Annotated in this window: 24 protein-coding genes; 23 read left to right on the top strand and 1 reads right to left on the bottom strand. The window is 36.8% G+C overall.

The genetic code is table 11. The features are described from left to right. Positions 1 to 131 precede the first annotated feature (131 nt). Positions 132 to 827: an abortive infection system antitoxin AbiGi family protein gene (locus MHI02_RS15500; protein WP_047184099.1), complete on the top strand. Its 696-nt coding sequence runs from the start codon at positions 132 to 134 to the stop codon at positions 825 to 827. Positions 828 to 841: 14 nt separating this feature from the next. Here MHI02_RS15500 and coaW read toward each other — a convergent pair whose 3' ends face one another. Then, positions 842 to 1,642, bottom strand: a complete 801-nt coding sequence (coaW, locus tag MHI02_RS15495; RefSeq protein ID WP_341166039.1) for a type II pantothenate kinase — start codon at positions 1,640 to 1,642, stop codon at positions 842 to 844. Positions 1,643 to 1,922: 280 nt separating this feature from the next. Here coaW and MHI02_RS15490 point away from each other — a divergent pair, with 280 nt between their 5' ends. From MHI02_RS15490 to MHI02_RS15385, 22 genes are all read left to right on the top strand, one after another. Then, complete coding sequence (locus tag MHI02_RS15490; RefSeq protein WP_341166038.1) at positions 1,923 to 2,564, top strand: 5-bromo-4-chloroindolyl phosphate hydrolysis family protein; 642 nt, start codon at positions 1,923 to 1,925, stop codon at positions 2,562 to 2,564. After that, positions 2,565 to 3,722, top strand: a complete 1,158-nt coding sequence (locus MHI02_RS15485) for a toxic anion resistance protein (RefSeq protein WP_341166037.1) — start codon at positions 2,565 to 2,567, stop codon at positions 3,720 to 3,722. A 534-nt stretch (positions 3,723 to 4,256) separates the two neighbouring features. Beyond that, entirely contained in the window at positions 4,257 to 5,486 is a 1,230-nt protein-coding gene (locus MHI02_RS15480; protein WP_060667724.1) for an NRAMP family divalent metal transporter, read from the top strand. Positions 5,487 to 5,518: 32 nt separating this feature from the next. Next, on the top strand, positions 5,519 to 6,244 hold the full coding sequence (pxpB, locus tag MHI02_RS15475) for a 5-oxoprolinase subunit PxpB (RefSeq protein ID WP_341166036.1): 726 nt from the start codon (positions 5,519 to 5,521) through the stop codon (positions 6,242 to 6,244). 5 nt (positions 6,245 to 6,249) lie between these two features. Then, entirely contained in the window at positions 6,250 to 7,014 is a 765-nt protein-coding gene (locus MHI02_RS15470) for a LamB/YcsF family protein (RefSeq protein ID WP_047184093.1), read from the top strand. A gap of 1 nt (position 7,015) precedes the next feature. After that, entirely contained in the window at positions 7,016 to 7,969 is a 954-nt protein-coding gene (locus MHI02_RS15465; RefSeq protein ID WP_145523502.1) for a 5-oxoprolinase subunit C family protein, read from the top strand. A 33-nt stretch (positions 7,970 to 8,002) separates the two neighbouring features. Further along, the gene (locus MHI02_RS15460) at positions 8,003 to 8,785 is read left to right on the top strand and encodes a putative hydro-lyase (protein WP_341166118.1); all 783 of its coding nucleotides are present in this window, start codon (positions 8,003 to 8,005) and stop codon (positions 8,783 to 8,785) included. A 314-nt stretch (positions 8,786 to 9,099) separates the two neighbouring features. Further along, positions 9,100 to 10,509, top strand: coding sequence for a hypothetical protein (locus tag MHI02_RS15455; protein WP_328149864.1), 1,410 nt, complete (start codon positions 9,100 to 9,102; stop codon positions 10,507 to 10,509). Positions 10,510 to 10,645: 136 nt separating this feature from the next. Continuing rightward, complete coding sequence (locus MHI02_RS15450) at positions 10,646 to 11,854, top strand: acyl-CoA dehydrogenase (RefSeq protein WP_341166035.1); 1,209 nt, start codon at positions 10,646 to 10,648, stop codon at positions 11,852 to 11,854. Positions 11,855 to 11,874: 20 nt separating this feature from the next. After that, positions 11,875 to 12,654 carry an SDR family oxidoreductase gene (locus tag MHI02_RS15445; RefSeq protein WP_341166034.1) on the top strand — a complete coding sequence of 260 codons (780 nt, stop codon included), beginning with the start codon at positions 11,875 to 11,877 and terminating at the stop codon, positions 12,652 to 12,654. Between the two features lie 140 nt (positions 12,655 to 12,794). Next, positions 12,795 to 13,358, top strand: coding sequence for a TetR/AcrR family transcriptional regulator (locus MHI02_RS15440; protein WP_341166033.1), 564 nt, complete (start codon positions 12,795 to 12,797; stop codon positions 13,356 to 13,358). 102 nt (positions 13,359 to 13,460) lie between these two features. Beyond that, on the top strand, positions 13,461 to 14,528 hold the full coding sequence (locus MHI02_RS15435; RefSeq protein WP_047184884.1) for a phosphotransferase family protein: 1,068 nt from the start codon (positions 13,461 to 13,463) through the stop codon (positions 14,526 to 14,528). Positions 14,529 to 14,658: 130 nt separating this feature from the next. Then, a complete protein-coding gene (locus tag MHI02_RS15430; RefSeq protein ID WP_047184883.1) occupies positions 14,659 to 15,633 on the top strand; it encodes a quinone oxidoreductase family protein in 975 nt (324 codons plus the stop codon). A gap of 38 nt (positions 15,634 to 15,671) precedes the next feature. Continuing rightward, positions 15,672 to 17,315, top strand: coding sequence for a long-chain-fatty-acid--CoA ligase (locus MHI02_RS15425; RefSeq protein WP_047184926.1), 1,644 nt, complete (start codon positions 15,672 to 15,674; stop codon positions 17,313 to 17,315). A gap of 58 nt (positions 17,316 to 17,373) precedes the next feature. Continuing rightward, entirely contained in the window at positions 17,374 to 18,975 is a 1,602-nt protein-coding gene (locus MHI02_RS15420) for a long-chain-fatty-acid--CoA ligase (protein WP_341166032.1), read from the top strand. A 21-nt stretch (positions 18,976 to 18,996) separates the two neighbouring features. Next, positions 18,997 to 19,881 (top strand): 3-hydroxyacyl-CoA dehydrogenase family protein, encoded by an 885-nt coding sequence (locus MHI02_RS15415; RefSeq protein WP_060667633.1) that lies wholly within the window; start codon positions 18,997 to 18,999, stop codon positions 19,879 to 19,881. A 142-nt stretch (positions 19,882 to 20,023) separates the two neighbouring features. After that, positions 20,024 to 20,227, top strand: a complete 204-nt coding sequence (locus MHI02_RS15410; RefSeq protein WP_145523508.1) for a hypothetical protein — start codon at positions 20,024 to 20,026, stop codon at positions 20,225 to 20,227. Then, positions 20,208 to 20,777 (top strand): carboxyl transferase domain-containing protein, encoded by a 570-nt coding sequence (locus tag MHI02_RS15405; protein WP_341166031.1) that lies wholly within the window; start codon positions 20,208 to 20,210, stop codon positions 20,775 to 20,777. The genes MHI02_RS15410 and MHI02_RS15405 overlap by 20 nt, the downstream gene beginning before the upstream one ends. 6 nt (positions 20,778 to 20,783) lie before the next feature. Then, positions 20,784 to 22,259, top strand: a complete 1,476-nt coding sequence (locus MHI02_RS15400; protein WP_225344038.1) for an AMP-binding protein — start codon at positions 20,784 to 20,786, stop codon at positions 22,257 to 22,259. 5 nt (positions 22,260 to 22,264) lie between these two features. Further along, a complete protein-coding gene (locus MHI02_RS15395; protein ID WP_047184880.1) occupies positions 22,265 to 22,474 on the top strand; it encodes an acetyl-CoA carboxylase biotin carboxyl carrier protein subunit in 210 nt (69 codons plus the stop codon). A 56-nt stretch (positions 22,475 to 22,530) separates the two neighbouring features. After that, positions 22,531 to 24,189, top strand: a complete 1,659-nt coding sequence (locus MHI02_RS15390; RefSeq protein WP_225344029.1) for an AMP-binding protein — start codon at positions 22,531 to 22,533, stop codon at positions 24,187 to 24,189. A gap of 29 nt (positions 24,190 to 24,218) precedes the next feature. Continuing rightward, positions 24,219 to 25,517 carry a GntP family permease gene (locus MHI02_RS15385; protein WP_047184878.1) on the top strand — a complete coding sequence of 433 codons (1,299 nt, stop codon included), beginning with the start codon at positions 24,219 to 24,221 and terminating at the stop codon, positions 25,515 to 25,517. Position 25,518 lies beyond the last annotated feature (1 nt).

Raw genomic sequence — 25,518 nt, 5'->3', positions numbered from 1 at the left:
GATCAAGAGAAAGTAAGGGCTTTTTTGTTAATATGTTCGTTTCTCTTTAATTGGATGAATAACTTGTTTAGATAATGTATGAAAAAAGATTGTTATTTTGGCTAGACTAAGTACTAAAAAGGGGAATGTATATGGAACTTATCCAAAGATATGTTTCCAAGGAATTGACACATTTTGTTGGTCGACATAAACCGGAGCATGAGCGATTTGACTTGCTTATTGATATCATTAGGAGCGGTTGGCTTTTACATAAAGACATTGGCGGAAACATAAAAATTAACCCAAATGCTCATGGGTTAGAGAATATTGTCATACCAGGAATTACTTGTTTTGCAGATATCCCGATAAATGATTTATCTCTCCATATGGAAAAGTATAGTAATTTTGGTTTAGCTTTTAAAAAGGATTTTCTTGTGGAAAAAGGAGCCAATCCAGTTTATTATCTTGCTACAAATGGAATAGTTGGAGATTCGAATAAATGTGCTAGGGAAGCATATTTTAAGGAAAATGTAAAAGGTTATTTTACATGGGTGAATGAATTAAAGAAGATGTTTAAAGAACAAGGATTTTCACCGGAACATCTGGAAAACCTTGAACGACTAGATTCCTTTCTCATTAAACATATTTTCGCTTATTTCAAACCTTTTGATGCCTCTAAAACAGATGCAGATGAAGATAATTATTATTTAGAAAGAGAATGGCGGATTGTCGGCGATGTGAAGTTCCATATACATGACATTACAAGAATACTGATACCAGAGCGATATGGGAAAAAGTTAAGAGAAATGCTTCCCAATTATTACGGGCAAATATCCTTTACAGAATGAAAATCGGCATCCTATTAAATGAGGGTGCCGATTGCTCCAGCATATGAGCCTTTTTCTAGAAAAATTGGTTCATATTGCATCATACCTTGAAATCCACTTAAAACTTCTTTTAAAGGTTTATTTCCGTTTAACGTACTTCCTACAAATACTATCTTTTCAACCCCTGTAATTTTGGCTGCTTGACTAGCCAAAGAAATAACCGTTTCTCCGATTAGTCGAATAAGTGCTGCTACATGATCTTCCACCCTTGCTTGCATATTGAAGTGGGCTTTGCCAAAGTTAGCTGCGGTAAGTTCTCCCGGAATTGGTGGCTCATTTGGTGCATAAATATCCCGCACCAATAAATCACTTTTTTGACTAGAGCCTTTCTCAGCAAGATTTATAAGATGTTGATAATTTCCTCTTCCAGTAAGGAGCGAGCCGAGTCCCATCAATGTTCCACCACCAATCCCACTGCCTAGAAGCCGATAAGATTCTTCTTCTTTTACGTGAAAGATAGATGTTCCCGTCCCTAGGCTTACAAGAATAAAGTCATCTTGAAAGCTTGGATTTTCACGCTTTACAAGAAAACGTGCGCCTTTTGTTACTGCTTCAAATTCTTCTATGTACACACATTTTTGCATCACTTGTTCTTTAATGGAGGTGCTTTTTCCACCAGTTATGTAGAGTGTTGCGTCGGGGTTAAGCATTGTTAGCCACTGGATTAGATTCTTTGATTCATCATTTCCGTATGTTTTTACATGGAATTTCCCTTTTTCTTCATACGCTATTTTAAGTAATGAACCCCCAGCATCAATCCCAATTTTATTTGTCATCGGAATATTCCTTTCCATATTAAATTTAATTTGAGAAAGTATTAAATTCTTTTCTTGCATAAGCACAACTAGAGTATCTCCGCAGCATAGTAGCAAATACCAAGTTTTCTAATACTCTACCATATGCGAACTATTTTGACAATTATCTGAACCCGTTCTCTAGTTTGGCTTGTTTGGACAAATTTATTAAAATGAAGATATATGAAACCTTTTGGGGTATGAATACGTATTAGAAGGGTAAATAAAAGATAACCAAGTTTAAAAATAGGAGATGAACCATTTGAGGACATTTGTTCTATTTATGATACAATCGATTTCATCATTTACTATGATGATTGCGATATGGCTTCTAAGTTTTTTAGCTTTGGAGCAAACATTTCTTCTTTCCAGTGTATATGCTTTAATTAGTGGAGGGTTAACGTTTCTAACTGTAGGAAGAGTTTCTAATAGACGTTTTGTAAAGAAAAATGGACTAACTCATAAGGAATATAAATACATTGAAAAAAACTTAAAAGAAGCGAAAGAAAAAATATTACGCTTGCAACGCGCTTTAGTAAATGTTCGTAGTATTCAACATGCGAAACGAAACATTGAAATGATTCGTACCGTTAGAAAAATATATTCCAACACCAAAAAAGAGCCGAAGCGGTTTTATAAAGCAGAAGGATTCTTTTATGAACGTTTGGATTCAGTAGTAGAGCTTGCGGAAAAATATTCTTTCCTCTCCTCACAACCAGCTAAATCAAAGGAAATGATAGTATCCTTACATGAGACAGACTCGACATTAAACAGTTTAAACGAATCCGTGAAGAAGGATTTATATATTATGCTAAATGACGATGTAGATACCTTACATTTCGAATTGGATGTAGCTAAGAATTCCATTAATCGCATGAAGAAAACGAACAGGGGGATTTATTAAATGAACGATTCAAAACGCTCGGATGAAATAGAGGATTTACTTGCCAATCCATTTGGAACTCAGGACGAATCAGCAATGGATATAACGGAGATAAAATCGAACGAAAATGTGCCGAAGAAGATGATTGACGGATTACAGGAATCGGACAAGCAAAAGGCTTATGAAATTGCGAAACAAATTGATCATAAATCACCTGACTCTGTTATTACGTATGGAACGAGTGCTCAAGCAAAGCTACATGATTTTTCTCATTCGATGTTAGAACAAGTGGATAATAATGATGTACAGGAGATTGGTGGTATTTTAAATGATTTAATGAAAAAATTACAATCCGTAAATCCAGATGAATTAAAGACGGAAAAAAGTGGTTTCTTATCAAGAATGTTTGGTAAGATCTCCGGTACGGTGAATGAAATCCTTTCAAAATACCAAAAAACAGGAGCGCAAATTGATCGGATTAGTGTGAGACTAGATCGAAGTAAAAATGCGCTTATGAAGGATAATCAACTTTTACAACAATTGTTTGATAAAAATCGAGATTTCTATGATGCGCTTAATATTTATATAGCGGCTGGAGAAGTGAAAATCCAGGAACTTGAAAAGACAGTAATACCTGAATTAAAACGAAAAGCAGAACGTAGTCAAAATCAAATGGATGTACAAGAAGTAAATGATACGATTCAATTTATGGACAGACTCGATAAACGTATTCATGATTTGAAATTAAGCAGACAAATTACAATGCAAAGCGCTCCACAAATTCGTCTCATTCAAAACACGAATCAGGCATTAGTAGAAAAAATTCAATCATCCGTTCTGACTGCTATTCCATTATGGAAAAATCAAATCGCAATTGCCCTAACATTACTACGGCAACGTAATGCTGTGGAAGCACAGAAACAAGTGACGCAGACTACGAACGATCTACTCGCGAAAAATGCGGAAATGTTAAAAACAAACACGATTGAATCTGCAAGGGAAAATGAACGGGGATTGATCGATATTGAAACATTGAAGAAAACCCAAGAAGATCTTGTTTCAACGATAGAAGAAACATTGCAAATTCAATCGGAGGGACGCCAAAAACGTAAACAAGCCGAAATAGAACTACAAAATATGGAGAATGAATTAAAACAAAAGTTATTGGAACTAAAATAGAAGGTAAAGAGGCACTGGGGCTGGAAATGCTTGGGTGCTTCTTTTTTTAAAATATAAACTAAAAACTACTTCTTCTAATTTATCGTAATTTGGGGGAGTTTGCAGTAGCCTTGGTGTTTATACTAGACAAAAAAATTAAAAATCCCTTATAATTTTACGTATACTGTAAACATTCTAACTGTATTTATCCTACCTTAACGGCAGTAAGATTCCCACCTTAAGCTTCTGGGGAAACATAAAAGTAGGTGGGAGATCAACTGCTCGTAAAGGCCCGATAAGTGCGACTAACCATCAGCAGGGGATAAAGGAAAACCCCTACCGATGGAATCCTTCTTTATCGTTTTTTTCGGCAGATAAGAATGGATAAACATTGTAATCTAGTATAAGTGCAACTAAGGCATTGGCCATAAAGGGTGGCTATGCCTTAGTTTTATAATTTCATGACAAACATTTGGGGAAACAACCTAAAGAATAGTACGAGAAAGAAGGGAAATCCTAAATATTACGAAGAAACACCTAGGAGGAAAGAATTACATGTCGGATAAGAAGAATAGTGGAAAACCATTGCTGTCAGAAAAGGAGAAAAAAAATAGAAGCCGTGCTTTGATTGGTGCTGCTTTTCTTATGGCAACTTCAGCTGTTGGACCTGGCTTTTTAACCCAAACAGCAGTTTTCACCGAAACGCTTTTAGCTAGTTTTGGATTTGTAATCCTTGTATCCATTATTTTAGATATTGGAGCACAGTTGAATGTATGGAGAATTATTGCAGTATCTGGTAAAAGAGGCCAGGAGATTGCCAGTGCAGTGATTCCCGGATTAGGAATAGTTGTTGCCCTCTTTATTGTGATTGGTGGGCTTGCCTTTAATATTGGAAATATTGGTGGTACCGGACTTGGGCTTAATGCTTTACTCGGAATTAATCCGAAAGTTGGTGCAATCATTTCAGCCGCTATTTGTATTTTTATTTTCCTGTCTAAAGAGGCGGGAGCAGCAATGGATCGAATCGTGAATATTCTAGGTGCTGTACTTCTTGTTTTAATTGCTTATGTGATGTTTGTCAGTCAACCACCCGTTGGCGATGCGGTGTATCGAACGTTTGTTCCTTTGGAATTAGATTTTTATGCGATTATTACAATTGTAGGTGGAACGGTCGGTGGTTATATTACCTTTTCTGGCGGGCATCGCTTATTAGATGCAGGAATTAAAGGGAAAGAGAGTATACCAGAGGTTACAAAAACTTCTATAACGGGAATTATAGTTGCCTCCCTTGTTCGTATTTTATTATTTTTAGCAGTATTAGGTGTTGTTTATGCCGGTGTTCATCTGGATCCATCCAATCCAGCAGCAACTGTATTCCAATATGCAGCAGGCGACATTGGGTATCGAATATTTGGTCTAGTGTTATGGATTGCCGGAATTTCTTCCGTTATCGGTGCTGCGTATACTTCGGTATCTTTTTTACGAACGTTTCATCCGAAGATTGAACAGTATTATCAGTATTGGATTATTGGATTTATTTTGTTTTCTACCATTGTTTTTGTATTTATCGGCGAGGCGGCAACATTGCTCGTTTTAGCTGGAGCAGTAAATGGACTGATTTTACCTTTAACATTAGGACCAATGCTTTTTGCAGCACATAATAAGAAAATAGTTGGTGATTATAAACATCCTTTATGGTTAACGGTGTTTGGTGCAATTGTCGTTATATTAACGGCGTATTTAGGTGTGAGAACATTGATTCAAATGATACCGCAACTATTTTAATGGAAAGAAAAACTAGTAATGGTGGGGATAAGATGTTTCAAATTGAACCGTTAGGAGATTGTGGGATAAGAGTGCAATTAGGAAATTCTATCTCAAAAGAAACAAATGCTAAAATCCGCAGCCTTTCGTGGTTTATAGAAAGAGAAAAGATACGAGGCGTTATCGAATGGATTCCTACTTATACGGCGGTTTCCATATATTATGAGCCATATATAATTACATTTGAAGAAATAAAGCAACAAATAGAAGGCATGCGAGAAAAGTTAGAAAAAATAACATTGCCACCAGCAAATGTTATTAAATTACCTGTTTATTACGGTGGTGAGACAGGACCTGACTTAGAACGGGTTGCGAATCACAACCAATTAAGTATAGATGAGGTTATTCGCATTCATACAAGCTCGGATTATTTAATCTATATGATGGGTTTCACACCTGGTTTTCCTTATTTAGGTGGGATGTCTGAAAAAATTGCTACACCTAGACTGAAAGAACCACGATTAAAAATACCAGCAGGTTCCGTTGGAATTGCTGGCTCGCAAACAGGTGTGTATCCTATGGAAACCCCGGGTGGATGGCAAATCATTGGTAAAACACCAGTGAAACTATATGATCCCATGAGAAATAAACCTATTTTATTAAAAGCTGGGAACTATATTCGTTTCGTTCAGGTAACAGAATCCGAATATAAAGAGATAGAAAAACAAGTAGAAGAAAATAGCTATGAAGTAGAAATAGCATTTTATGAAGGGGAGTGAACGTTTTGGGGAATTACGTTGATTTAAATTGTGACTTAGGAGAAAGTTACGGTCCATTTAAAATTGGTCGTGATGATGAGGTCATGAAATACATTACGTCAGCAAATATTGCTTGTGGTTATCATGCAGGAGATCATAATGTGATTCAAAAGAGCCTCCAAAAAGCAGTCGAAAATGACGTTGGAGTGGGAGCACATCCAGGCTTTATGGATTTGCACGGATTTGGTAGAAGAGAAATAAAGCTAGATGCGGACGAGCTTTATAATTTAATCGTTTATCAAATTGGAGCGGTTCAAGCTTTTGCAAGAATAAACAACTCAAAGCTAAATCATGTAAAACCTCATGGGGCATTATATAATATGGCAAGTAGAGATCAGGAGATGGCAGAAACGATAGCTCAAGCTGTTCATGATGTAGATCCAGAACTCATTTTATATGGTTTAGCAGGTAGTGAATTAATACATATGGGGAAGAAAGTTGGCTTGCAAGTAGCGGAAGAAGTTTTTGCTGATCGTACATACCAACCAGATGGAAGCTTGACATCTAGGAGTCATGCAAATGCCATGGTAACTGACCCAGATGAAGCTGTCGGACGGGTTATACGTATGGTTAAAGAAGGAAGAGTAGAAGCGGTCGACGGTTCAGATATACGGATTCAAGCAGATACCATTTGTATACACGGGGATAGTGAAAAATCATTAGAATTTGTGAAGAAATTAAATACAGAATTAACGAATAATGGAATTATTTTAAAAAGAGTAGGGATGTAACTTGGAAAATGCAGTTATAAAGGTAGAAAAATCTGGACTAACTACGTCAGTTCAGGACCTTGGAAGAACAGGATATCAACAATATGGAATGGTAGTATCTGGTGCAATGGATCCTTATGCCCTCCAAGTAGGGAATTTACTTGTTGGGAATGAACGAAACGCTGCTGGAATCGAGGCGGTAATCATGGGACCTAAATTACAATTTTTGAAAGATACTGTCATCGCTATTTGTGGTGCCGATTTATCTCCTCAACTGGATGGGAAAGATATCCCAATGTGGACTTCCATTTTCGTTCATAAAGGACAATCGCTTTCGTTTGGTCAGCCCAAGAAGGGCGTCTATACATACATTGCTGTTGCAGGTGGGATAGACGTACCGGTTGTCATGGGAAGTCGCTCTACCTATGTAAAAGCTGGGATCGGAGGAATCGAGGGTAGATTTTTACAAAAAGATGATTTGTTACCTTCTGGAAAAGTAACAGGGAAGAACAGAGTGAGAAGATTGCCCGATAATCTAATTCCTAATTATCAATCGGATCAAAAAATAAGAGTAATATTAGGACCTGATCGGGATGCCTTTTTACAAGAAAGTATCGAAACATTTTTGACTGGGACATATGAAATTACAAAACAGACGGATAGAATGGGTATGCGTTTAAATGGTCCAAAACTTCAACATGTAACAGGAGCGGATATTATCTCAGACAGTATTTTTCCCGGTACGGTACAAGTTCCAGCAAATGGTCAACCCATTATACTTTTGGCAGACCGTCAAACAACAGGTGGTTATACAAGGATTGCCACTGTCATATCAGTTGATATTGCAAGGGTTGCTCAGAATTTACCAGGTAGAAAATTGCAATTTGAGGCAATAAGTGTACATGAAGCACAAACTTTACGTATTAAACAGGAAAAAATATTACATCAATTGGCAGTTGGAGCAGGGGTTTTTTAATAATGAATTTGATGAAATTAAAGGAGGTTATGCATCGTGAGTAAAACTACAGAAGAGATACGTCAACAAATCAGAACTGGGGAATGGCAAAAGCCGACAACTGGGTTAGCACCAGGGTATACACAAGTAAACCTAGTGATTTTGCCAAAGAAATATGCGTATGATTTTTTATTGTTTAGTATGCGTAATCCTAAATCATGTCCATTAATCGAAGTAACAGATGTCGGTTCCCCTGTACCGAAAAAGACGGCACCAACTGGTGATTTGCGGACAGATATATCAAAGTATCGTATTTATAAACATGGGGAATTGGTCGAAGAAGTTACAGACATCACCCCTTATTGGCAAGATGATTTTGTTTCCTTCTTAATCGGTTGTAGTTTCACATTTGAAAAGCCTTTAATAGATAATGGAATTCCAATTCGATACATTGAGGAAGGTAAAAATGTATCGATGTATAAGACAAATATTCTTTGTGAACCTGCGGGAGTTTTCCAAGGGCCAATGGTAGTAAGTATGCGTCCAATGAAACCTAATAATGCAATTCGTGCTACGAAAATTACGTCTAGATTTCCATCTGTTCATGGGGCCCCGATTCATATTGGCGATCCTTCCATGATTGGAATTGAAGATATTAATGATCCTGATTTTGGTGATCCTGTAACCATACATGAAGGAGAAATTCCAGTATTCTGGGGGTGTGGTGTTACCCCTCAAGCAGTAGTCATGGCAAGTAGACCAGAATTAGTGATCACCCATGCTCCGGGGTATATGTTTATTACGGACATGAAAGAGGAAGAGCATGCGGTGATTTAAGTTCCCGGAGTCGAAGTAAGAATTATTCTTATTCAGCAATCTTCATTGTAATGAAATTCCTTTAATACCACAATTGAAATTCTCAAAATCAACTACATTAGTTTTTACTTCTATAATTTATGAATTTAATATGATTTACCAAAAAATTATCCCTTATTATGGAATACTTTTTTAATTTATACCTTCCAAAAGGCATTCACCTATTCTGTGGCGAATGCTTTTTTTTTTGCTAAAGTTCGACAATAATCCAACAGCTACTGTGCTATAGTGATGAAAAGGGATATAAGAGTACATAGCTGTTGGGAGACATAAACATGCAGTCATTTTTTAGCTTAGGAATAAGAATTACCATTGTGTTGTTTACCATTTTACACTTTATAACCTATTTTTTTGACAGTCGTTTTTTTACCTTAATCTTATCCATTTTTGGCTTTGGGATTTTCACGTTCACCATACTTAAACTTCATATTAAGCATATAAAAATGCCATTTGGGTTACTCGTCGTAGGCCTAATCATCCTTGTCTTTTCTGGGGAATTCGTTGTAGATGGTTTGCTTAACGGCTTAATTCAAATGCGCAATATGATAGGGTTATTAGTTATCGTTCCAATGATAAGCTGGGTGTTACGTAGTGAGGATTATATAGAATCTATCATGAGCTATGCACATAACTTTGTTGATACAAGTAGGAAATTTTATTTGGGAATTATTTCGTTTACGCAGATTATTGCTTATTTTTTATTGTTTGGTTCAATAACGATGATGTACCAATTCGTTAATGGGATTTTAAAAAATGAACACGGAGAGCCTTGGGAGAATTATAAGGGAACTGCCCTTCTTAGGGGATTTTCTTTATCTGTTATGTGGGTAATAAGTATACCGAGTTTTGCCTATGTTGTAGAAGTGATGGATGCTTCTCTTGGTATATCGATATTACAAGGGTTAGGAATCTCTATTGTAGGTGTTGTTATTGCACTTATTTTTTCTTATTTTGAAGAAAAACGTTATGGAGTTGATTTAACGGCTGGATTACAAATGGAGATTGATGATGTTTTACATCATGCAAATCAAAGATATGTGAAGCGGTACACAATAGAATTTTTAGTACTATTTCTTACATTATTCGGATCCATTCTTATTCTACAAGCGTATATTCATATTGAATTATTGGTTCTGATTCCATTAGTAGTAGTCGTTTGGGTTGTTAGTTATTACATAGTTAAAAGAAGACCAAAACAACTAACGCAAGAAATATATTCCTATGTATCGAAAAATATAGAATATCAGGCTTATCAAGTTTGCATGATGTTAGGAGCAGGCATTTTAATTTATGCACTTAACCAAACTTCTTTTGCGCAAATGGTTGTTGACGGAATTTATTCCCTTCAAGAATTAATCCCGTTTTTAAATATGTTATATTTCTTACCGTTTATCATTATCATTCTCGGTTTCTTTGGACTTGGCCCACTGACAGTAATGGTATTAGTAGCGGGAATATTGGAGTCTATTCATTTACCATATGCGAGAGAATTGGTCGTATTAGCTATCACATCGGGGAGTACCATTTCGATATTATTGTCCCCGTTAATTATGCCAGTTATTGTGTTGAGTAGTGAAAATGGGTTGAGTGCGTTGAAGAATGGGATTCGGTTTAATTGGAAGTATGCGGTTGTGATTTATGTGTTGGTACAAGTATATGTACAGACAAAAGTGTATTTAGGATAAATAAATATATTAGATGATAAATAACTGTCGGTATGAAGAGAGGGGTTTACAATTTTTAAATTTTACTATAATATTATAAATATTAGGAACATACTATACGGTAGGTATGTGAAATTATAGAGTTAGGGGAGATAAAATGGATTTTTCATATTCTGAGAAGGTTTTAGATTTAAAGAAAAAGGTTAATACGTTTATGGAAGAGCATGTTTATCCAAATGAGAAGGTTTATCAAGACCAATTAAATCAACAAAAAACTAGATGGTCTGATATACCTCCAATTATGGAGGAATTAAAGAAAAAGGCAAAAAAAGCGGGGTTATGGAACTTATTTTTACCTGAAAGCGAATATGGGGCGGGGTTAACAAATCTAGAATATGCTCCCGTATGTGAAATAATGGGAAGATCGGTGATTGGCCCTGAAGCTTTTAACTGTAGTGCGCCAGACACAGGAAATATGGAAGTCTTAGCGCGCTATGGTTCAGAAAAGCAAAAGAAGGAATGGCTTGAGCCCTTGTTAGCGGGTGAAATAAGATCATGTTTCTCTATGACGGAGCCGGATGTAGCGTCGAGTGATGCAACGAATATTTCCACAAGCATTGTAAGAGATGGTGATGAATATGTTATAAATGGGACAAAATGGTGGTCCTCTGGTGCAGGAGATCCAAGATGTAAGATTGCTATCGTAATGGGAAAAACAGATACATCAGCCCCAAGGCATGAACAACAGTCCATGATTCTTGTTCCATTAGACGCCCCTGGAGTAAAAATAAAACGAATGCTACCAGTATTCGGTTATGATGATGCGCCGCATGGTCATGCTGAAATAGAATATGATAATGTTAGAGTGCCTGTAGAAAATATGCTGTGGGATGAAGGAAAAGGATTTGCTATTGCACAGGGAAGGTTGGGACCTGGGAGAATTCATCATTGCATGCGTTTAATAGGACTTGCGGAGAGAGCTCTTGAAGATATTTGTAAGCGTATACAGGTTCGGGAGGCTTTTGGTAAAAAATTGTCTGAACATGAAGTCATCCAGGAGTGGATTGCAGATTCCCGTATTGAAATAGAACAAGCTCGTTTATTGACACTTAAAGCAGCATATATGATGGATACCGTTGGGAATAAAGTGGCGAAAAAGGAAATTGCCATGATTAAGGTAGTTGCCCCAAATATGGCATTAAAGGTTCTTGATCGTGCTATCCAAGTATTTGGTGCTGCAGGCGTGAGTGACGACTTTACATTAGCGTATCATTGGGCTAATGCAAGAACACTTCGGATTGCGGATGGACCGGATGAGGCTCACCGTCGCCAAATTGCGAGATTAGAAATGAAAAACTACCAGTAATGATAGCGGGAGGGAATAAAATGGGTGTTATGGATTTATTTAATTTAAAAGGAAAAACTGCCATTATTACAGGAGGGGGACGTGGACTTGGGGCTCAAATTGCTGAAGCCTATGCGGATGCGGGAGCAAACCTTGTTTTATGTTCTAGAAAAGTAGATGCTTGTAAAGAAAAGGCTGAAGAACTAAAAAGAAAATTTGGAACGGAAGTATTAGCCTACGGTTGCGATGTTTCCAAACTGGAGGATGTAAAAAAAGTAGTTCACGAGACAGTGAAATATTTCGGAACAGTAGATATTTTAGTGAATAATAGTGGGGCAACCTGGGGTGCACCAATAACCGAAATGCCTTTTGAAGCTTGGGAAAAAGTGATCAATGTTAATATAACTGGAACGTATTTAATGAGTTTAGAAGTCGGGAAAGTTATGATGAAAAAAGGGAAAGGAAAAATCATTAATATTGCTTCGGTTGCGGGGTTTGGCGGGACTGATCCAAACGTGATGGATACCATTGGATATAATACTAGTAAAGGTGCTGTAATGACTTTTACAAAGGATTTAGCCGTTAAATGGGGTCCACACAATATTAATGTAAATGCGATTGCTCCAGGTTTCTTTCCTACGAAAATGTCAAAAGGTTTATTAGAAAAGGGTGGAGATAAAATTCTAGCTGGAACACCATTAAATAGATTCGGTAGTGATGAAGATATGAAAGGTGCAGCCCTTTTTCTGGCATCAACAGCATCAGATTTTGTAACAGGGGATATTCTAAGAGTTGACGGTGGTTCTAGTGCCTATGCTTAGTGAACTTCTATAGACGTTGTGGTACATTATAATAAGAAAGCGCAAGCGCCATTTAGCACGAAGGTGAAGGAAGCTACGGCTTTAGCGCTTGGAGCTAGACATTAATGTACAAAAATCTTATGCGGTGAGGAACGGTTGTTATGAAAGATAAAATTACAGAAGTAAGTATCAAACTATTTGAAAAGAAAGGTTTTAGTGCAACGTCTATTCAAGATATTGTAGATGCAATCGGTGTTACAAAAGGGACTTTCTACTACTATTATTCAAGTAAAGAACAATTGTTAATGGATATTCACTATGATTATATTACAAGTCTGTTGGAAAGACAGAAACATATCGTTGATAACTCTCATCTATCCCAAAGAGAAAAAATTACAGAAATTATTACTTTATTAATTATGGATGTGACAGTAAAAGGACCAAGTGCTAGGGTTTTCTTTAGAGAGTTGAGGCATTTAAGTGAAGGGAATATAGAGAAAATAAAGGAAATTAGAAAACAGTTTTATTTAAACGTAGAAGCGGTAATTAAAGCTGGAATAGAACAAGGTGAATTCAGAAAAGCAGATCGTCCAGACATGCTAGCGTACGGGGTATTAGGTATAGTGAACTGGAGTTATAACTGGTATAACCCAGAGGGTGATGTGTCACCTAGTGAATTAGCAAAAATTTATGCAAATGTTATTTTAAAGGGCATAGAAAACTAGATTATTATCTATATATAGATAATAATTCGGGATAAATTTTTTGAATAATCATAACATACTGGTCGGATAGTATTTAAATGTTTGCCACGGGAGGGAAATGGTATGAAGTTTTCTTATAATGACACAATCAATGTAAGACAAGGTGAAGAGTTAAATGAAGCAATTGTATCTAATTTTATTAAAGAGAATCTCCCTAACATTCCAAGTGGTAATCTGGAAATTGAACAATTCGGAGCAGGGCATTCTAATTTAACCTATTTGTTAAAGATAGGGACATGGGAGGCGGTATTACGGCGCCCTCCCTATGGCCCTGTTGCTCCAAAGGCTCACGATATGGAAAGGGAGTATCGAATTTTAAGTAACCTTAACCCATTATTTTTTACTGCGCCAAAGCCGTATATTTATTCGGATGATAAGTCGATTGTTGGTAGTAGTTTTTTTGTTATGGAACGAAGAAAAGGGATAGTAATTGATACAGAATTTCCTGATTCTATCTCTTACACACCCGAAATAGGTCGTAAGCTTTCACAAATCATGGTTGATAAATTAGTGGAACTACACCAAGTTGATTATACGAAAACTGATCTATTGAATATATCTAAGCCAGAGGGATTTATGGAACGACAAGTAGCAGGATGGATAAAGCGTTATGATCTTTCAAAGACAGATGACATCTCAGGGGTTGAGAAGTTAACAAAATGGCTAGAAAAAAATGTTTCAACTCGAGAGGACTCAGCCATCATTCATTACGATTATAAGTTAAATAATGCCATGTTTTCTGAAGACTGTAGTGAAATGGTTGGCCTTTTTGATTGGGAGATGACAACGGTAGGGGACCCACTTGCTGATTTAGGAGCAGCTTTAGGCTACTGGATAGAGGCTGGTGATCCAGAAGAATTAAAAAGTGGATTCAATAAAGAGCCAGTTACGACTAGAAATGGATTTTATACTAGAGAGGAATTTATGCAAGAATATGCGAAGAAAAGTGGTAGGGATTTATCCAATATCCATTTCTATCTAACTTTTGCATATTTTAAGCTTGCGGTAATTGGTCAACAAATCTATTACCGGTTTAAGAAAGGCCAAACTCAGGATCAGCGATTTGCTAACTTGAATCGGTTAGTTGAAAGTTTAATTCATTATGCATTGAACTATAGTAGAGGTATATAAGTGCGTGTTCAAAAAGAAGGATCACCGGACTTTTTGAACAACCTCTATAAGAGGATGAAGACTAAATAAGTTTATCCAAAGTACCTAACTAAAGAAATGAAACATGAGCAAGTGGAGGAGAGAATAAGATATGAAAGTGGTCCAATTTAAGGAATACGGTGGTCCTGAAGTCTTGAAATTAATTGAATTAGATTTGCCCAACATCGGAGAAACAGAGGTGCTAATAAAAATAAAGGCAATTGGAGTAAATTATGCTGATACAGCTAGACGTGAAGGTGCATATGTAGTACCAACACCATTGCCGTTTATTCCAGGTTTGGAGATTGCTGGTGAAATTGTTGGCATGGGAGAAAAGGTAAAAGGGGTAAAAAAAGGTGACAGGGTGATGGCATTAATCGAATCTGGTGGCTATGCAGATTATGCGATAGTGAAGGCGAATCAGCTTATCCCTATTCCAGATGGAGTAGCCTTTGAACATGCTGTAGCTATACCGGTACAAGGTTTAAGCGCTTACCATATATTGAAGACAATGGGAAGGCTTAAAGAGGGGGAGACCGTCCTTATTCATGCAGCAGCAGGTGGTGTCGGAGTGTTAGCGGTTCAACTTGCAAAAATCTTCGGTGCAGGAAGAATCATTGCTACAGCTAGTACGCCTGAGAAATTGGAATTAGCGAAGGAAATGGGAGCGGATGATTTAGTTAACTACACGGAAGAGGGTTGGGAGAATAAGGTAAGAGAAATTACTGGGGGCAAAGGTGTCGATGTTGCACTAGAAATGGTTGGTGGAGATGTCTTTCATAAGACGGTAAATTGTCTAGCACCTTTTGGAAGACTTGTTATTTATGGAGTCGCGAGTGGAAATATGCCTAAATTTTACCCATCTAAACTAATGAAAAGAAATCAATCCATTATTGGTTTTTTTCTTTCACAGATTATGAAAGAGCCAGATCTATACCTTTCTAGTTTGAAGGAATTAATTAGTTTCGTAGAGCAAGGGAAAATAAAAACAACGATTGGTGGCACTTATCCATTAGAAGAAGTAGCACATGTTCATCAAATTCTACAATCTAGGAAAACAAAAGGAAAGATTATATTAATACCATAGATTTCTGAGCTCAAGAAGGAGGATAAAAAAGTAAGATGATGAGAAATACCAATCATTATAAACATTGGCCATTGAGGTTACCTAAGAACTTAACTGTTCCCCAAACAACGCTATATGAAAATCTTGAAATGTCTACTAGAAAGTATCCGGATAAAGTAGCCTTTCACTATTATGGAGCCTCTTATTCCTACAAGGAGCTTTTTAAAGAAGTGGAAAGTCTAGCGGGATATATGGAAAAAGAATGGGGGATTAAAGAAAAAGATAATATTCTACTGTTCATGCAGAACTCCCCTCAATTTATTATTAGTTTCTTTGCTATTTTACGGTTACGAGCGGTTGTCGTTCCTATTAATCCAATGAGTTTGACAAAGGACCTAGAATTCTATGTGAAGGACTGTGGGATTAATCATGCAATTGTGGGTCAAGAACTATATGAAAAAGCTCTTCCTTTAAAGAAAGAGAATTTATTAAGAAATATAATAGTGGCTACTTATTCCGATTACAGTAAAGAAGATGACGCATTCATTCAAAGGGTTGCTAAGTCAGCCGATGGTGAAATAGAAGCTATCCCTTGGAGGGAAGCATTAAATAAAGAACTTCAGGCTTCTACATATAAAGGAGAGAGTGGAGATATTGCCATAATTCCTTATACTTCAGGAACAACTGGACTACCGAAAGGGTGTGTTCATACAAATAGCACGGTTCAGGCAAATACGGTAGGGGCCTATCATTGGATGAACTTAACGGCGGATACGATTACATTAACAACCTTACCACTTTTCCACGTAACGGGATTAATACACAGCACACTGTCCCCAATTTATGCAGGAAGTACACTTGTGATTATGACGAGATGGGATCGTGAGTACGCTGCAAAAACAATAGAGAAATTTAAATGTACCCATTGGATCAATATTAGTACGATGTTAATCGACTTTTTATCTAACCAAAATTTAAAAAACTACAACATATCATCATTAGAAGTAATTGGAGGAGGTGGAGCACCTCTCCCAGAGGCGGTAGGAGAGGATTTATATGAAAGAACAGGACTCCGATTTATCGAAGGGTATGGTTTAACAGAGACGATATCTCATACCCATTTTAATCCACCTGATCGACCGAAATTGCAGTGTCTAGGAATACCTTCATTCGATGTAGATGCAAGAATTATAGATACTACTACTGGTAAAGAACTTGGGGTTAATCAAGAAGGAGAACTAATTGTAAATGGTCCTCAAGTTTTTATAGGATACTATCAACGTGATGAAGAGAATGAAAAAGCACATATAGAAATCGATGGCAAACGATTCTTCAGAACAGGTGACATTGTTCGTATGGATGAAGAAGGATATTTCTTTATTGTTGATCGTCTAAAGCGAATGATTAATGCCTCAGGTTTTAAAGTGTGGCCTACAGAAGTTGAGTCTATTTTATACAAACATCCAGCAGTACAACAGGCGTGTGTAGTACGTGCACCAGATAAAAAACGTGGGGAAACCGTTAAGGCATTTATCATTTTAAATGATCATTATAAAGGTAAAGTCAAGGAACAGGACATTATGGAATGGTCAAAAGGCCAAATGGCTGCTTATAAGTATCCAAGAATAATAGAGTTCAGGGATAGTTTCCCAACAACTAGTAGTGGAAAAATCTTATGGAGGGTACTCCAAGAAAATGAATAAAAGGTAGAAGAAGCGTGGTGTTACGATGTCTCAAACTAAATCTTGAGGGGGATTCGTAATGAAAAGATGGTTAGAACATTATCCAGAACATATCTCTAAGGAAATAACAATTCCTGATATGTCCTTATCTGATATGTTAAAGCAATCTGTTTCCAAATTCCAAAACAACACAGCAATCCACTTTTATGGGAAGGAGACGACTTATAAGGAACTTAATAATCTTGTAGATGCATTTACTGCAGCTTTACAAGATAAAGGTATCAAAAAAGGTGATAGAGCAGCTATTATGCTACCGAACTGTCCACAGTATGTAATTAGTTATTACGGTATTTTACAAGCTGGTGGTATTGTAACACAGTTAAACCCAATGCTTGTTGGTAAAGAATTAGAATATATATTAAATGATTCGGGAGCAGAAACCATAGTCATCTATGAACCGTTACTACCGGTGCTAAATCAAGTTATGGATAATACTTTTGTTAAACACGTTATTAAAGTGAACATCGAAGGCCGGGATGCAACAGATGATATGGCCACAGGATTTCAGTCTTTCTTAAAGAGTGCAAATAAGCGGCCCGTAGAAGTGGATATTAATCCTCGAGAAGATGTAGCAGTATTGCAATACACTGGTGGTACAACAGGGCGGTCAAAAGGAGTCATGTTGACGCACCGAAATCTTCTAGCAAATATTATGCAATCCTATGAGTTTTTTAAGGATACTATCAATATAGGGAAGGAACGATATTTAAGCGTTATTCCATTATTCCATGTATATGGGATGACCTCATGTATGAACTTAACGATATATATAGGGGCCATAAACATTCTATTACCTAGATTCGATTTGGAAGAAGTACTTGAGACGATTAAAAATATTCAGCCTACATCATTTCCAGGTGTTCCTACTATGTACATTGCTCTGATTAATCATCCTAAGGTAAATGAATATGGTTTAAATAGTATGGAAATTTGTAATAGCGGTAGTGCTCCTATGCCAGTTGAGATTTTACGATCTTTTGAAGAAAGAACAGGGGCAAAAATAGTGGAAGGGTATGGTCTTTCAGAGGCATCCCCAACAACACACTGTAATCCGTTATTTGCTACTAGGAAACCAGGTAGTGTCGGAATTGGTGTTCCAAGTACAGATTATAAAATTGTAGATTTAGCGACTGGGAATAAGGAACTTCCTGCTGGTGAAGTGGGAGAGATTATTATTAAAGGTCCCCAAGTGATGAAAGGATACTGGAATATGCCTGATGAAACAGACCTAACATTACGAGATGGTTGGCTTTATACGGGAGACATAGCTTATATGGATGAAGATGGCTATCTTTATATCGTCGATCGCAAAAAAGATTTAATTATAGCTAGTGGATATAATGTTTATCCACGCGATGTGGAGGAAGTATTATATGAACATCCATCTATTCAAGAAGCAGTTGTTGTAGGTGTTCCGGATCCATATCGTGGGGAAACCGTGAAAGCAGTTATTGTTTTAAAAGATGGCAGTAATTGTACGAAGGAGGAATTGATCTCCTATTGTCGGGCTAATCTTTCTGCATACAAAGTACCTCGCATTATTGAATTTAGAAAAGAACTTCCAAAAACAGGTGTTGGAAAAATTCTAAGAAGAAAATTAAAAGAAGAATTGTCACAATAATTAACAATCTAGAAGGAGGAAATGATAGTGAATCAAGTTCAAAAGGTAGCTGTATTAGGAGCTGGATCCATGGGGCATCAAATTTCCATGCTTTGTGCCCTTGGGGGTTATGAGACTTATTTACAAGATATTAACGAAAAGGCATTGGATAAGGCAAGATTAACATTGGAGAAGCGGATGAACGATTGGGTTAAGAAAGGAAAATTAACCGAGAACGAAAAAAATGAAGCTTTCTCAAATCTTCAATTAACAACGGATTTGGAAACAGCGGTTGCTGAAGCCGATCTTGTAATAGAGGCAGTAGTTGAAAAGTTAGATGTAAAAAGGGAGGTGTTTTCCAAGTTAGATAAACTAGTACCTAAGCACACAGTATTAGCAACGAATAGCTCCACGATTGTTAATTCGAAAATTGCTGATGTGACAAGTAGGCCTGACAAAGTAATTAATATGCATTTCTTCTTTCCTCCATTAGTGATGGATTGCGTTGAAGTAGTTAAAAGCGATCAAACATCCAATGAAACGGCACAGTTAGCAATGGATTTTTGTGAGAGCATTGGCAAAACGGGGGTATTACTAGAAAAGGAGATTTATGGATTTATAGCGAATCGTTTGTTATTTGCTCTTTCAAAAGAAGCTATGTACTTATATGAAAATGGCTATGCCGATTTTAAGGATATTGATTTGATAGCTAAAAAGGCTTTGAGTCACCCTCTTGGACCGTTTGAACTAGCGGATCTTTCTGGAATAGATGTAGGCTATTATGCAAATTTACAGCTCTATGAGGAAACAAGGGATCCGAGAGATAAACCAGCAAAGTCGATTGAAGAAAAAGTAAAACAAGGACACCTTGGCAGAAAAACAGGTAAAGGATGGTACGACTACTCGGAGGAATCAGTAGTAAAATAAGTAATTTAGTATCTTAGAAAGAATGGTGGAATTGCTGTTATAACAATCGACAATCCTGATTATAAATTCCATAAGTGTTGTCGGTGGGAGTAGTAATGTTTATAAGTAATATTCTTAATTGTTTGAGGAAGGAGATCAAGAAATGAGTTGGCAACCAGAAATTGATGAATTAAGAAAAAGGGAAGAACTAGCCAAGGAAATGGGGGGGAAGGAGAACGTAGAGAAACATAGATCTAGAGGGAAATTAACCGTACGAGAAAGAATCCATCATCTACTGGATAAAAACACCTTCCATGAAAAAGGGGCAATTGCTGGAAAAGCAATATATGAGGGAAATGGGAAATGAATTAAAAGAGTTTACACCTGCAAACTTCTTAATTGGAACAGGGAGGATTGGCGGAAGAAAAGTTGTTGTTGGTGCGGATGATTTTACGGTCCGGGGCGGTGCCGCTGATGGTGCAATTATGGAAAAACAGATTTATTTTGAACAAATGGCGCACGATTTACAATTGCCAATGGTAAGGCTGGTAGATGGAACTGGTGGCGGAGGTAGTGTGACCTTTCTAGAAACAGAGGGGCATACCTATGTACCGGTTAACCCCGCTTGGGATTACGTAGTGAAAAATATGGGGAGGGTTCCCGTAGTTGCAGCGTGCTTAGGTTCTGTTGCCGGATTAGGGGCTGCACGAGTTACCGCATCGCATTTCTCAGTAATGGTAGAAGAAATATCCCAATTGTTTGTTGCTGGGCCACAAATAGTTAATTATGGCGTTGGACAAAAATTGACTAAGGAAGAACTTGGTGGTTCACAGGTTCACCGCTCAAGTGGAGCAATAGATAACATAGTTAAAACGGAAAAGGAAGCTTTTGAACATATTAGAAAGTTTTTATCCTAGTTTGGAATATGGAAGGTCGGAGCCGTATTTTGTCCAATCAATTTTAATTATAAAGGCAGATTATTAACCCACCAATTAAATGATACGCAGCCAAGTATTCTCATAACAGAAAGACAGATGATTTCGTTATTAAATGAGGTACAATCCGAGTTGAACCCTATCCCTGTTGTTCTCTATGAGCCAAAGAAAGCAAGTCACGACTATCTTCTAGGATTAAAAGATATCCAAATACATGATAAGTTTCCGACTACTACTTTTGATGAAATGATTTCCGGAGATATAAACAATCCAAATATTGAGATTAAATATTATGATAGCGCAAACATAATTTATACTTCCGGGACAACGGGGAAGGCAAAGGGTGTCGTACAATCTTTTCGTTGGATACACGGGTACACGTATATGTTTCGTGTACTTAATAAGCAAGAGGATATAATTTATAATGATTTACCAATGTATCACGTTGGCGGGGCATTTGCCTTGGTTGCTAGAGGTGCTTTTATCGGGTGCACCGTTGCACTTTGGGATAAATTTAGCCCAAATGATTTCTGGAAAAGGATAAAGGTAAGCAAGGCATCCAACGCTATCTTATTAGATGTCATGATTCCTTGGCTTATGAATAAGGAGCCTAGTGAAAACGATCATATCAACACATTAACACGTGTCCATATGCAACCACTTCCCAAGTATCATCATCAAGTAGCCGAAAGATTTGGCATTCATTTTGTTTCAGCTGGCTATGGACAAACGGAAGCGGGGGTAGGATTTGTCGGAATCATAGACGAATTAGAAGAAGGTCAGGGGACGCCAACCAACTTGTACAAAGGTTACACGAAGGAAGAAACAAAAAGGATTGCGAATGAATTAGGAATTCCTTTGCGAAAGGGTAATCAAGATTTACCGAAAGGATATATGGGAAAAGTCACTCCGTTTTATGAGGCTACAATAGTTAATGAATATGATGAAGAATGTGGTCCTAATGAAACAGGTCAACTCGTTCTAAGGCCATGTTATCCTTTTCTCCAATTCAATGAATATTTTAACACTCCTAATGCCACGGTCGAAGTATTTAAGAATTTGTGGTTCCATACGGGAGATGCAGGCTATAAAGATGAACAGGAAAATTATTATTTCGTGGACCGAATGAAGGATGTAATTAGACATAAAGGCGAGAACATATCTTCCTATCAGGTTGAGGATATGATAAATCAGCATAAAGAAGTAAATGTTTGTGCAGCCTTTCCAGTACCGGCAACTCAAGGCAATGAAGATGATATTGTTATTTATGTAGTTCCTAATTCTGAAAAATTACACAAAGACGAATTGAGAAAATGGATACAGAAAACCATGCCGAAATTTATGTGGCCTAAATATATTTATATGATTTCCGAATTACCCAGAACACCGACTAATAAAGTTGAAAAATATAAATTAAAAGAATTATTTCAAAACCAAATCAATTCAAAAATTATAGGATGGTGAAATTAATGGAAATTAAAGCGAATTTGGCAGGAGTTGTTTGGCAAGTGTTGGTAAGTCACGGGGAAGAAATAATAGAAAATCAGGATGTCGTCATTTTAGAGTCTATGAAAATGGAAATACCAATTGAATCAGAAAAAAGCGGGAAAGTAAAAGAGGTTAAAGTAAAAGAAGGTGATTTTGTTAACGAAGGGGATGTCTTAATGGTAGTTGTTTAAGCTGTTGAGATTAAATAGGAAACTTTGAATATTAGAAATAAAAAGGAGGAGGAAAAGTGAAGGACGTATTAATAAAAAATTGGCCAAAAGAACTTCCAAAAACATTAAATTATCGTTTAGGTGAAAAACCCCTCCATGAATATTTAATGCAAAACGCGGTAGATTTTCCAAATCAACCCGGATATTTGTATTATGGAAATACAATCACTTGGAAGCAGTTAAGTGATTATACTCAAAAATTTGCAAGCTTTTTACAGAGTAAAGGTATCGGCAAAGGGGATCGGATTGCGCTTTATATGCAAAACTGTCCACAATATTTAATTGGACACTATGCTATTCAAATGCTAGGTGCTATTGTTGTTCCGCTGAACCCAATGTATAAGCCGTCTGAATTAATTTATTTTATATCTGAAGCTGAAATTAAAGCAATTATCTCTTCCCAAGAACTTTATCAACATATCGAATCCATAAAAAGTGAAACTCTATCCCTTGAATTTATAGTAACTACTAATTATATAGATTTACTTCCAGAGCAATTAACACTTCCGCTACCTGAAGAATTAACAATCGAAAAAAGGATTATAAATAATACCTATGACATGAAAAACATAATTCAATCCACCGATCCATTATCGAAGACCGAGGAAATTGACATATGGAATGATGTTGGGTTATTGGTATTTACCTCAGGAACGACAGGTCGTCCAAAAGCTGCCATGTTAACCTATGGAAATGCTTTATTTAAAACTGCAGCTACTGTTCATAGCTATAGATTGGGGGAAGGGGATAGAACCCTAGCCAATGCTCCGCTATGCCATATTGCGGGTATGGTAATGGGTGTTAATATTCCTGTATACCAAGCCTTATTCTGTGTCCTCTTTACTCGTTTTGATACGGAAGCTACTATTCAAGCAATAGAGAAATACAAGATTAATAAGTTTTATTCCGTTGCAACGATGAATGCTGCTATTTTAAATTATCCTGGTATTGAAAATAGAGATCTTTCATCCTTAGAATTAAATTTTGCAACTAGTTTTGGTATGAAGGTAGATGAAAAATTAGCAAATGCCTGGAAGAAGCTAACAAAAGGTTGTGTTGTACTTGAAGCATCGTACGGATTAAGTGAAACACATACATGCGATACTTTTATGCCTATCGAAAAGATCAAATTTGGCTCATGTGGAATCGCTACATACGACACAGAATTTCGAATTATTGATTTCGCAACAGGAGAAGATCTTCCACCAGGGAAACAAGGAGAAATTGCGGTAAAAAATCCAGGTGTATTTAAAGGATATTTAAATAGGCCTGAAGAAACAGCAGAAACATTACGTGATGGCTGGGTATACACTGGTGACATTGGATGTATTGATGAAGATGGTTATTTATATTTTCTAGGTCGTGTAAAAGAAATGATTAAATCCTCTGGTTTCAGTGTATTTCCAGAAGATGTTGAAGCTTTAATGAGTGATCATGAAGCTATTTCTCAGGTGGCTTGTATTGGTGTTCCCGATCCAAAACGTGGCGAAAGCGTTAAAGCATTTATCGTGCTAAAACCATCTTATAAAGGAAAAATAAGCGAGAATGAAATGATAGAATGGGCGAAAGAAAAAATGGCTGCTTACAAGTATCCAAGAGCTATAGAATTTATTGATAGTTTACCTGCCACAAGCTCAGGTAAAGTATTAAGGAGACTTTTGAAAAAGGAAGGGTAAACCTATGTAATTAAATTGGGAGGATAATTATGGAAATTGCTAGTGTTGTAGGGACGATTGTTGCATTATCACTACTAATATTTCTTGCATTAAAAGGATTTAATTTATTGATTATATCGCTAGCCGTATCAGCACTGGTCGCAATAACGAGTGGGATTACGATTGATGCGGCTTTGACAAACCATTATATAGAAGGGTTTATTGGTTTTGTAGGTAATTACTTTTTAATATTCTTATTTGGTGCCCTTTTTGGTAAGGTGATGGAAGATAGTGGAGCTGCAACTAGTATAGCTAGAGGAATCCTAAAAGTTACAGGTAAGAAAAGTAGATTATCTGTTATCATAGCAATTATGACTATCACCGGAGCATTAACCTATGGTGGGGTTAGTTTATTCGTTGTTATATTTGCAGTCATGCCAATTGCAAGACCCATTTTTAAAGAGCTAAATATTCCGTGGCCAATATTTATTGGTTCGGCATTCTTAGGTTCTGGTACGTTCACGATGACGATGCTTCCCGGAACACCGCAAATTCAAAATTTAATTCCTATTAATTATTTAGGTACTACTGCAACTGCAGCACCAATTGTCGGAATAGTAGCAACATTGACTATTATACCATTTGGCCTTTGGTGGTTAAGCCGAGAAGATAAGAGGTATCAGATGAAGAACTTGGGTTATGAAGATACAAAAGGGGATGACACTTTTAAATTTGACAACAAGCAAAAATATCCATCTTTTATTTTAAGTATTATTCCATCGGTTATCTTATTACTCTTTCTAAATATCATTAAATTAAGTATAGAAATATCATTGGCTATCGCAGTGATTGCTGCTGGAATTCTACTCTATAAATATATTGATCGGCCAATGAAAACATTTAATACTGGTGCTATGAATGTTGCTTCACCAATTTTAAATACTAGTGCGGTAGTGGGTTTTGGAAGTGTTGTTTCAGCTACAGTAGGTTTCCAAATGTTACAAGATGCTATTTTTAATATTCCTGGTCACCCACTAATCTCATTCGCAATTGCAATAAATATCATTGTTGGTATTACAGGATCAGCTTCAGGTGGACTAGGAATAGCCATGGATACGCTAGGTGGACACTATGCAACTCTTGTTGATCCAGAAGCCTTGCACAGAATTGCTACCATTAGTTCAGGAGGCTTAGATTCCCTACCTCATAATGGTGCAGTTGTTACTGGATTAACAGTCGCTGGATTGACACACAAGGAAGGTTACAAACCTGTATTCTGGATATGTTGTATTGCACCATTAATTGCCTTAATATTTGCAATAATAACGGCATTCATCATCTATGGGTAAT

Origin of the sequence: Oceanobacillus sp. FSL K6-0118, from assembly GCF_038006665.1 — a bacterium.
GTDB lineage: Bacteria > Bacillota > Bacilli > Bacillales > Amphibacillaceae > Oceanobacillus > Oceanobacillus caeni.
This window is presented reverse-complemented; position numbering and strand designations above follow the sequence as displayed.